Origin of the sequence: Microcystis sp. M109S1, assembly GCF_020247025.1 — a bacterium.
In the GTDB taxonomy this organism is placed as follows: Bacteria; Cyanobacteriota; Cyanobacteriia; order Cyanobacteriales; family Microcystaceae; genus Microcystis.
The window spans coordinates 24,300-35,424 of record NZ_JADBRW010000205.1 but is presented as its reverse complement, the minus strand read 5'-3'; the positions used below and the strand labels follow the sequence as shown (position 1 = coordinate 35,424).

Sequence of the window (11,125 nt, the reverse complement as noted above, 5' to 3'; positions counted from 1 at the left end):
TCATAGAAACGAGCAATAGACGACCAAGCTCGTTCAGCAGATGCTTGTCTAGCCGTAGAATTTAGAGTATCGACAAACTTGAACTGTTTGGCGAGAACTGCACAATATTTATTGAGAGAATATTTATCGATTTTGTCTTCTTTCTTAGCATCCATCCAAAGCCTTAAAGCCTTATTACGGATGAATTGTACTGTACGAATAGCCTCATCAATGGCAGAACACTGACTTGGTTTGACCACTGCTTTCATTTCTAAGACAATCATTGCTTATCGACCTCAAACAACCTATTTTATCTTAACCTATACAGCATAGATTGTCAAGATTTTAGTCGTGCTTCGCTGTTTTATATTGGCTGGGGTTTCATCCCGTCCCGCTAAAAGCGAGGGTCTTGACTCCGACATTTGAGATAAACTGCGCCACCATGCCCAGAGGAAAAATACCAGCAGCTTGGTTTTGGGTTCCCCTTTCTATTTTAAGGACTCCCTGTACAGAAAAAATTTTTTCTCGAAAGGCATCTAGATTAACTTGATGCGGGGGTTTTTTGCCTTCTGGTGCGCCCAAAAACCCGTAGGGGCGAATCGCGTGCGCCCAAATAACCCCAAAATCGACCCAAAACCCCAAAAAACGGGCGGGAAAGAAAAGAGAAAAAATAGGGAATGAGAGTAAAAAGGGAAAAAAAGGGGAAAAGGGTTACAGAGTTCTCTTCTACAGTATCAAGAATAGTCTATATGTACTATGAGCGATAAAAAAATCGCCGGAAAAGGGAAAAAGAGAAAAGAATAGAGGGAAATCAAGTCCTGGGGAAGCGGCAGACAACTCGAAAACCGCTGTTGAGGTCGTTGCGGTTGTCGGGGTTGCTCCTGAGACGAAACGCACTGCGACAGAGCCTCGGATTGTCGATCCAAGAACCGCCGCGCTGTACACGGTATTGTTTATCTGTCAAGAGTTCTTTTGTACTAATTAATAGGCTTTGATAACGATTATCATTATTGTCTTCGTCCCAAACGCTTCCGTCTCTGGGCGGCTCACCTTGATAATTCTTGTGCCACGGATCTAAACACCATTCCCAGACATTGCCGTGCATATCGTACAGCCCGAAGGCATTGGGGGGAAACTGTCCCACGGGGGTCGTTTGTCCTCGATATTCTCCCTTTGGTTCGTCAGCGTAGGTTTTTCTGGCATCGTAGTTGGCTAATTCTCCAGTAATGGTTTCCCCAAAGTGAAATGGGGTGGTTGTCCCAGCACGACAGGCATATTCCCACTCCGCTTCGCTGGGAAGTCGGTATTCTTTCCCTGTCAATTTCGATAATCTCGCGCAAAATTCGACGGCATCATACCAGTTGACTCGTTCTACGGGTCTATCCCAGCGCGTCGGTGATCCCCCTCTAGCTCCTTCAAAAGGGGGGGAATCGGAAGCCTCGCTTTTTAAGGGGGGTTTGGGGGGATCTTTAAAGTAGGAGGGATCAGGGTTAAGGTCTTTTTCTACTCTTAAGTCGGTACGGGAGGCAACTGCTCTCCACTGGGCCTGGGTGATGGGATAACGCCCCATGTAGAAAGAGGAAACGGTTACTCGGTGTTGTGGTCTTTCCCTTCTAAATCCTTCCCAACCAAATTTTTTCACCAGTCTTTCGATTTCCTCATCTTCCGTTCCCATCGTGAATTCTCCTTGGGGAATATACATCATGGGGATATAGTTTTGAGCTTCTTTCCGGTTGCCAACTTCTGCAAGGTTTTCATCGTAAAAATAGGCTTTAACAGGTTTCCTCTCGATAACTTTGCCTTCTTGATTAACCAATACCGTTTCTGCGGTAAAAAGGAAAAGGTTTTCATTGTAGGGAACAATATCTGCTACTTTGTCTATTAAATGTTTTTGTAGGGTTCCTTCGTCTCTAGAATAGGCGGCAATCGGTTCATTAAGCAATAACAAGGGTTCATAATCGGCTAAAGCAGCGGATATATTTTCTAATAAAGCTGTCAATCTAACAAGACGCACTCGGTTATTATTTTTGATAGCTTCTTCTAGTAACTGTTTGATTTCATTGACCGCTTGACTAGGTTTTAGGTAGGCAAGAGCTAACCATTGTTGATTTTGCCAATAAACCGATTTTGAGCAACGATCACCGATTTGTTCCTGAATATAGGTTTGTAACTGATAGGCCAGAGATTTGAGTTCCTCTGGGGTTAATTTTTTTAATAGTAGTTTACGAATATCGGGGGACATTTCATAGAGTTCTCGATCTATTTTGCGGACTAAACTGGAGAGTAAAATATCAGCGATCGCATACCAGGGAGCTTGATTATTTTTATCTTGATGTTGACGCAGATAATAAAGTAAATTAGGGGATAAACTAAGGGGAAAGGCGGCTCTTTTCGCTAGTTCTCTGGTGTTTAGTTCGTTTTCTTTTTCAAATAATCTTAAACAGCTTTCTGCGCTAAAAAAATCTTCATCGTCATCCCAATTATCCCCTTGTTGAAATTGAGCGAGATCAAATTGAAAATGACGGGGTGGGATAGGTTCTTCTTTTAGCCATGTTATCAAGTTTTCCCAATCCTCTGTGGTTAGTTCAAACATGGAAAAATTGGGTATATCTTCAGCTAAGTCAGCAATATCGATCGCAGTTGTCCCATACCATCGATGATAGGGTAAGGGGTTTAACCATGCGACTCGGCTAAATCTTCGGCTAAATCGTCGGATAAGGGTTTCTGTTGCGCTCAAGCGCTTTTCTACATAACGTTTTCTAGCAGCACCCGCATCACTAAGAATTAGACAACTGGTTACTTCAGGAGAATAGTTAGAGAGAACTTTGGTTAAAGATTGACTTTCCCAACCATTTTCTTGTCGTAAAACCTCGTCTCTAATCAGATTATCAAAGTAAAAATGGGGAACATTTTCCCAGGTTTGTTTCATTATTCGTCCAAATCCCGCAAAGGGAATCATGGAGTCAGAACAATCAATAAAAATAATAATTTCTCGGCGATAAAGTTGTTTCTTTTGGTAAATTATTTGGTCAAAAAAACCTCGTTTAGCTGTTGCAATCACCGTAGCTTTTAGATCCCAAGTCTGTCGAGGACTTTCTAAGGGTAATGGACGCAGTTGCTGCCAACTTTCTTGTAATTTAGCGATACCAATAGGATAATAATCAGGATTATCTAGGGAGGTGATTTTTTTTCGCTTTTCAATAGCTGTGGCAATTTGTGGAAATGGAGTCTCAGGAGGTAAAGGTGCATCCCCAGAAGGGGTAATAAATGCTAATGAGGGAGATTCCCTATCATCCATCGGGTCTATTATTTTGCTAATCGATTCTTCTGGATGGCGAATAGGCGTTTTTTTGGGTATTTCTATATTTATTTCCGGTTGGAATTGTAGCATCTCTGTCCAGGCCTGATCAAACTTTTGTTTTTCTTCTGGAGATTTAACCCATAAAGCTTGACAAAGAAGTTTAATTTTAGGATTCTCTAAGTTGGGATTCTCTTGAATAGCAATATCAGAATCATTAGCGAGTTTTTGAATCAGGTAATTTTCCACCCGATAATATTGTTCAATAGACAGCGGAAATCCTTCTTCATTTCTGAGTTGATAAAATAGGTCAAGTAGAGGGGATGTCATTGGCTCTTTTAACCTCTTGTTCCATAATCTTGTAAATCAGTACGGCTTTTTAGTAAAATACTAGCGTGGGGTAATTTGTCCTGGTTTAATTTGGCGATAATTTCTTCAGGTTTGTACTTGAGTAACGATTTAAACCAGGCTATTAATTCACTTGTGCTAACTTTTTTTTCTCCTTCAGATTTAGTCTCGTCTTGTGATGTTCTCACTTCCTGAAAACGGTCCACTGCTTTGATGATAACATCTTGTTCAGCGTCGGTAAACCGTTCGGTTAATATTTTTCTTAATCTTTCTTGGTTGGGAAGCTCAATATAGTGATAAATGCAACGTCTCAGAAAAGCATTGGGTAAGTTTTTTTCTTGATTACTGGTAATTATAATCAGAGGAAAAGCTTGCTCATTTGCTGGAATTAAATCTCTTGTTTCTTTAATGAAAAAACGACGAGATTCAATGGCTAAAAGTAAATCATTAGGAAAATCTCGATCTGCTTTATCTATTTCATCAATTAATACTACCGATTGTTCTTGCTTATCTTGACTTTGTTTAAATGCTTTACCCAAGGCTTGTAAATCAACCCAATCTTTTGAAATAGCTGGATTTTTTGGCTCAGAAGAAGATTCTTCTGTTCCTTTTTGACTTAAAATTCCGCTAATTTGAGCAGCTTGTAAACGGCCAATATAATCATATTGATAGAGACTATCTTCCGCTTTACTTGTGGATTGAACTGTCCACTCATAATATTTTATAGGATTATTTTCCTGGCGATAATTAAATTCATAAACTAAGGCATGAGCTAGACGACTTTTGCCACATCCAGGCTCACCTTCTAGTAACAAAGGCATTCCCAATTCAATAGCCAAGTTAACAACTTCTATTAACTCATCACCTGCGTCATAGGGATAAATTTTTTGTTGAATCGGTTCATAATAAAGTCCCGATTCTGGTTGAATTTTTCCCCTGTAAGTTAAGGATAGTTTAGCCATCTATTTTCCCTCGATAATTGTCCTTTAAATTGTTGATAAAAAGCTTTCAGTGTGTCTTCTATGTTGCCTTCATTGCTATTTTCCCATAATTCCTGCAAGGTATCTGCAAATAATTCTGTGGTTTCATCCTGTAAGTCACAACCCAACTGAAGTTGTTGAGCAAAAGTAGGAATAATTTCCTGAAAAGACCGTTGTTCAAAGCAAGAATCAATCTGTAAGCGATGAATAGGACTTAATTCTGATAATTTGTCCTTATCTCTCCAATCATTACTTTTTCCATAATCTAACCAAATCATTAATAAAAAGCCTTTAATGGGACCATTTGATATTTTACGAGCGTTGGTAATTAAGTTTTGCCAAAACGAATAAATGTCCTTTAAACGGCAAAAGTCTGCATGATCAATTCCTTCAAAAATCAAACAAAAATTATGAGCCTTTAAATTTTTAATTCCTCCAGAATTATCTAAAAAATGTTCATGAAGACTATAGTTATCCCATTCTTCCTGACCATCTCCTTGAAACTTAAAAATAATGGTTTTAACGGGCAAATTATTAGCGATAAAAATTTGTTTTTCTAAACGACGCAAACACAAAACACGATATTGATGAGGACAAGGGGGAATATAAATACTGCCTTCTCGTAAAGGTTTAGCAGCTATTAAACCAGTAAAATTTACTACATTATTGTAATTAAATTCTGTTAAAACACGATAAATCTTCTCATTATTTGTTTGTTGATTTTTTAGGTTTTGAGGAAGTTGACAACATTGTAAACTGTCAAAATCTAGTTTTAATACTTCACAATAAGCTTGAACAATATAAGACTGTTTAGAGGTTTTTTGCCCTTTTTTTCCTAGTCCATATTTTTTTTCAGTACAAAACCGCAAACTATCTCTAGATATGCCAATTACCTTTAAAATAGACTGCTCTAATAAATCATTAATATCTGCTAAGGTTAAATGAATTGAATTATCATCAATATCTTCAATTCTGGGTTTATTTATTTTATTTTGAGTAATGTATGCGCTTTTCTTCTGATTTTCAAATCTTTTAAAATCAGATTCATTTTGTAAGTACAATTTCTTCTTATTTGGTTCTAAAACCTCTTTAGTTGTTCCGGATTGTGGCGATGGTGTCATCCAAGCTTTCAAGACATTTAATGGAATGGTATAACTGGGAGGATGTGTTTGACTACGGTATTTTTCGAGAAATGCCTCAAGTAACCATCGACTTGCTTCTATTAATATTTGCTCTGTTTTCTCCGAAGCACAAGAAAAGTTTCCCTGATAAGCATCTTTAGCCTTACGAAGGGTTTCTACATCTTCATCCGATAATCTGATTTCGCCAGACCTCAACATAAATCTCGTCAAACGTCAACCTACCATCTGATCCACTTTTTGATCCCCTTTTGCCAGCATTTGCTTAAAGCATTTTAATCAACTTGTCCTCAAAAAACAAGCCATAAGGCGAAAGGAGCAAAATCTATGAATTTCTGGCAAAAACATAAAGCGGACATTGACTTGATTTGCCGCATCATCACCACTTTAACTGCCTTGGCTAGTTTGGGTGTTCAGGTGGGGGAGTTAAAGATTCCCCAAAGCGAGATTCCCCCTATCAATGAGGTTGAGGTGGAATTAAATATAAGATGAACGTAGGTTGGGTTGAAGTATGAAACCCAACCCCCGCATGGGTTACGCTACCGCTAACCCATCCTACAAATAATTGTGCCTCCCTACTTAGTAGGTTGATTCATGAATCAACCTACCTGCTCCCTAGGAGGGAGATTTAGCGATCAACTGACCCCATAATAATATCAATACTGCCTAAAATCGCCATAATATCGGCAACTTTTACCCCTTTGAGGATATGAGGCAGAATTTGAAGATTATTAAAATCGGCGGCCCGAATTTTCCAACGCCAAGGGAAAACATCATCATTACCGACGATAAAGATACCTAATTCGCCTTTACCACTTTCCAAACGCACATAATGTTCACCTTTAGGAATCTTAAAAGTGGGGGCGACTTTTTTGGCGATATATTGATAGTCAAAATCATTCCAAGCTGATTTTTTCCCTTCTGCCATCCGTTTCGCTTCCAGATTTTCGTAGGGACCACCGGGTAAACCTTTCAGTGCTTGCCGGATAATTTTCACTGATTCGCGCATTTCCCGAATCCGCACCAGATAACGAGCAAAACAATCGCCGGCGGTTTCCCAATGCACTTCCCAGTCAAAATCGTCGTAACACTCGTAATGGTCAACTTTTCTTAAATCCCATTTCACCCCGGAAGCGCGCAACATCGGACCGGATAAACCCCAGTTAATCGCTTCGTCTCTGGTAATGCAGCCTATCCCTTCAATACGACGGCGGAAAATCGGGTTATTAGTGATTAATTTCTCGTATTCGTCCACTTTTGGCTCAAAATAGTCACAGAAATCCTCGCACTTATCCACCCATCCGTAGGGTAAATCCACCGCCACGCCACCAATGCGGAAATAATTGTTATTAATTAACCGCATTCCCGTCGCAGCTTCCCAGAGGTCATAAATCATCTCCCGTTCTCGGAAAATGTAGAAAAAGGGAGTTTGTGCGCCTACATCCGCCATAAAGGGGCCTAACCAGAGTAAATGGTTAGCGATGCGGTTGAGTTCCAACATAATCACCCGGATATATTGCGCTCGTTTGGGAACGGCGATATCGGCTAATTTTTCGGGAGCATTGACCGTAATTGCCTCATTAAACATCCCTGCGGCGTAATCCCAACGACTAACGTAGGGAACGTACATGACATTAGTGCGATTTTCGGCAATTTTTTCCATGCCCCGATGAAGATAACCGATTACGGGTTCACAGTCAATCACGTCTTCCCCGTCAAGGGTGACGATTAAGCGCAAAACTCCGTGCATCGAAGGGTGATGGGGTCCCATGTTTAAAACCATGGGTTCTGTTCTCGTTTCAATTTTTGCCATAGGGCTACCGATGATCCCGAAAATCTTTTTAAAGTTATTATAAGTAAACGCTTCGACAATACACAAGGACTATCGGGTATCAGTAATCAGTGATCAGTAATCAGTAATCAGTAATCAGTGATCACTGATCAGTAATCAGTAATTAGTAATCAGTAGTCAGTCCCGATGAAAAAATTTTCACCCCCAAAGATGAAAGAGGTTTCCTTCCCTACACCCCACACCCCACACCCTACACCCTCTTTCAAGTCAGGAGATTATTTTTATTTATACTTCCCACACCCTACACCCTACACCCCACACCCTACACCCTACACCCCACACCCCACTTCACCACTCGATCGAGTACAATAGAGTGTTCAGCAAAAGCGATCGGTTATTAGCTTTGATTAGTCCTTCGGTAAGAGTTATAGACCAGAGAAAAGACCGATTAAGAGCAGCAATCAGCCGAAAAAGCTCAAAAACTGAATTTTAGGCTCAAGGCTGACGTTAGCTTGCTGAAAGCTGAATCCCGTTGATAATTTTTTTACTTGAATCACCGTGGTTATCCAAATCGACTCAACTCAAAACTACGAAACCAAAACCCAAGAGATCGCTAGACAACTTTTAGCCGAAACTCGCGAAAAAAAAGGTCTTTGGTCTGCTTTACAGGATCAAATGCGTTGGGATGATAAATTACTCGATTGGGCAATGTCTAACCCCAATTTACGAGTACAATTATTCCGTTTTATTGACTGTTTACCCGCTTTACGCAGTAATGCCGAGATCGCTAATCATCTGCAACAATACCTCGGTGATGCTTCCGTAGAACTGCCCAGTGCGCTGAAAAATATCCTCAACTTTAGTGATCCTAACTCCCTACCCGCTCAAACGGCCGCCAGTCTGATCAGTAAATCCGTAGAAACTTTAGCTCGTAAGTATATCGCCGGGGAAGACCTAGAGCAAATTACTCGCACTGTCACCCGTCTGCGGAAGGAAAAAATGGCTTTTACCATAGATCTCCTCGGTGAAGCGGTAATTACTGAAGCGGAAACCCAAGTTTATCTACAAAGTTATCTCGATTTAATGACCCATTTGGCTCAAGAAGCAACCAAATGGAATAAAGTTAGCCAAATTGATCAAGCGGACGGCGAATTACTACCACAAGTGCAGGTTTCTGTCAAGCTAACTGCCTTTTATTCTCAGTTTGATCCCATGGATCCGATTGGCAGTAAAGAGAAAGTTTGCGATCGCATTCGCCTACTATTGCGACGCGCTCAGGAGTTAGGGGTGGCAGTCCATTTTGATATGGAACAGTACGTTTATAAAAACCTCACCCTGGCTATCCTGAAAGAATTACTCCTAGAAGAAGAATTTCGCAGTCGTACCGATATTGGCATCACCCTACAGGCATATTTAAGAGATTCTGCCCAAGATTTACAAGATTTAATTAATTGGGCGAAAAAGCGCGGTTATCCCGTTACTGTCCGGCTAGTCAAAGGCGCTTACTGGGATCAGGAAACGATTAAATCTCGCCAAAATCATTGGTCACAGCCGGTATATAACGAAAAATCGGCCACCGATGCCAATTATGAACGGATGACGCGGTTATTATTGGAAAATCATCAATATTTATCCGCTGCTATCGGTAGTCATAACGTGCGATCGCAAGCCTTGGCCTGTGCGATCGCAGAAAGTTTAGAAATTCCCCGTCGTCGCTTTGAAATGCAGGTATTGTACGGCATGGGCGACCAATTAGCCAAAGCGTTAGTGAAGCGGGGTCATCGGGTGCGGGTTTATTCCCCCTACGGACAACTCTTACCCGGTATGGCCTACCTAATCCGCCGTTTATTAGAAAATACCGCTAATAGTTCCTTCCTGCGGCAAAATTTGGAGGATCGTCCCGTGGAAGATTTAATCGCAGCCCCCCGGGTTTTAGGCAATGATAACCCGATTATCCCCGGTTTTCCTAATGCCCCTGATACAGATTATGCCAACGAGCAATTGCGAAATAAAGCGAATCAAGCCCTTACTTTTGTCAAAAATTCCCTCGGTAAGACCTATTTACCCCTAATTAACGGTGAATACGTCACCACCAATGTTCAAATTAATTCCGTTAATCCCTGTAACCCGCAGGAAATAGTGGGTAAAGTGGGCTTAATTGAGGTGGAACAGGCAGAAAAAGCGATAATAGCGGCGAAACAGGCTTTTCCCGCTTGGAAACGCACTCCAGTGGCTAAAAGAGCCGAAATACTGCGAAAAGCGGCAGATTTGATGGAAGCGCGACGACACGAGTTATCGGCCTGGATTTGTTTAGAAGTGGGCAAAGTTATCCAACAGGCGGATCCGGAAGTGTCAGAAGCGATCGATTTTTGCCGTTATTATGCTTCCGAGATGGAAAGACTGGATTTAGGGCATAATTTCGACGTAGCAGGCGAGAATAATCGTTATTTCTACCAACCCCGGGGTATTGCTTTAGTGATTTCTCCCTGGAATTTCCCCCTAGCGATCGCAGTGGGGATGACAGTAGCAGCTTTAGTAGCAGGTAACTGCACGCTATTGAAACCAGCCGAGACTTCTTCGGTGATTACGGCGAAATTTGCCGAGATTCTCCTAGAAGCGGGTATTCCTGCTGGAGTCTTCCAATATATCCCGGGTAAAGGTTCGCAAGTGGGGGCGCATTTAGTCAGCCATCCCGATGTTCACCTAATCGCCTTCACCGGTTCACGAGAAGTGGGCTGTCGCATCTATACAGATGCCTCTATCGTGCAAAAGGGTCAAAAACACCTAAAACGAGTTATCGCCGAAATGGGCGGCAAAAATGCCCTAATCGTCGATGAGAGTGCCGATTTAGATCAGGCCGTTGTCGGTGCGGTTAAGTCCGCTTTTGGCTACACCGGCCAGAAATGTTCGGCCTGTTCGCGGATAATTGTTCTGGAAAGCGTCTATGATAGCTTTGTTGATCGCTTTGTCGAGGCTACCAAGTCCCTCAATATCGGGCCGACGGATTTACCGAGTACGGAAGTAGGACCGGTTATCGACGAGAAAGCTCAAGCAAGAATTCGGGAATATATCGAAACTGGTAAAAAAGAGGCAGAATTGGCCCTAGAAATGCCAATTCCAGAAGTGGGTTATTTCGTCAGTCCCACCGTCTTTAAAAATGTTCCCCCCGATGCGGTAATAGCGATGGAGGAAATTTTCGGTCCCGTGGTGGCGATTATCAAAGTGAGTAATTTTGAGGAAGCTTTAGCTGTGGCTAACGGAACCGACTATGCTTTAACTGGTGGCTTATATTCTCGCACTCCTGCCCATATTAACCGAGCTATGCAGGAATTTGAAGTGGGAAACCTCTATATTAACCGGGGAATCACCGGCGCGATTGTTTCCCGTCAACCCTTCGGGGGTTTCAAGATGTCGGGGGTGGGTTCCAAGGCAGGGGGTCCCGATTATCTGCTGCAATTCCTCGAACCTCGTCACATCAGCGAGAATATTCAACGTCAGGGATTTGCACCGATTGAAGGGGCCGATTAAGCCATTCACAGCTAAAATTAGCTATTATTGGGGGTTTATACCCCCAAATCTGGTTCATTTA

At 41.7% G+C, this 11,125-nt stretch carries 7 protein-coding genes and 1 pseudogene; 2 read left to right on the top strand and 6 right to left on the bottom strand.

The genetic code is table 11. From position 1 onward, the window contains the following. From IM322_RS10380 to IM322_RS10360, 5 genes and pseudogenes are all read right to left on the bottom strand, one after another. A pseudogene (locus IM322_RS10380) lies at positions 1 to 263 on the bottom strand (RNA-guided endonuclease TnpB family protein); the annotation flags it as partial. A gap of 97 nt (positions 264 to 360) precedes the next feature. After that, positions 361 to 561 carry a hypothetical protein gene (locus tag IM322_RS10375; protein WP_287713194.1) on the bottom strand — a complete coding sequence of 67 codons (201 nt, stop codon included), beginning with the start codon at positions 559 to 561 and terminating at the stop codon, positions 361 to 363. A 229-nt stretch (positions 562 to 790) separates the two neighbouring features. Next, complete coding sequence (locus IM322_RS10370) at positions 791 to 3,607, bottom strand: formylglycine-generating enzyme family protein (RefSeq protein ID WP_287674289.1); 2,817 nt, start codon at positions 3,605 to 3,607, stop codon at positions 791 to 793. 8 nt (positions 3,608 to 3,615) lie between these two features. Then, positions 3,616 to 4,587, bottom strand: a complete 972-nt coding sequence (locus tag IM322_RS10365) for an AAA family ATPase (RefSeq protein WP_287674287.1) — start codon at positions 4,585 to 4,587, stop codon at positions 3,616 to 3,618. Then, entirely contained in the window at positions 4,569 to 5,945 is a 1,377-nt protein-coding gene (locus IM322_RS10360; RefSeq protein WP_287674285.1) for a hypothetical protein, read from the bottom strand. Before IM322_RS10360 ends, IM322_RS10365 begins: the two co-directional genes overlap by 19 nt. Positions 5,946 to 6,071: 126 nt before the next feature. Here IM322_RS10360 and IM322_RS10355 point away from each other — a divergent pair, with 126 nt between their 5' ends. Next, positions 6,072 to 6,236 (top strand): hypothetical protein, encoded by a 165-nt coding sequence (locus IM322_RS10355; protein WP_287078527.1) that lies wholly within the window; start codon positions 6,072 to 6,074, stop codon positions 6,234 to 6,236. Positions 6,237 to 6,372: 136 nt separating this feature from the next. Here IM322_RS10355 and IM322_RS10350 read toward each other — a convergent pair whose 3' ends face one another. Next, on the bottom strand, positions 6,373 to 7,557 hold the full coding sequence (locus tag IM322_RS10350; protein ID WP_286825368.1) for an NAD(P)H-quinone oxidoreductase subunit H: 1,185 nt from the start codon (positions 7,555 to 7,557) through the stop codon (positions 6,373 to 6,375). Positions 7,558 to 8,094: 537 nt separating this feature from the next. Between IM322_RS10350 and pruA the strand changes: the two genes are divergently transcribed. After that, the gene (gene pruA, locus IM322_RS10345; protein WP_287674284.1) at positions 8,095 to 11,064 is read left to right on the top strand and encodes an L-glutamate gamma-semialdehyde dehydrogenase; all 2,970 of its coding nucleotides are present in this window, start codon (positions 8,095 to 8,097) and stop codon (positions 11,062 to 11,064) included. Positions 11,065 to 11,125 lie beyond the last annotated feature (61 nt).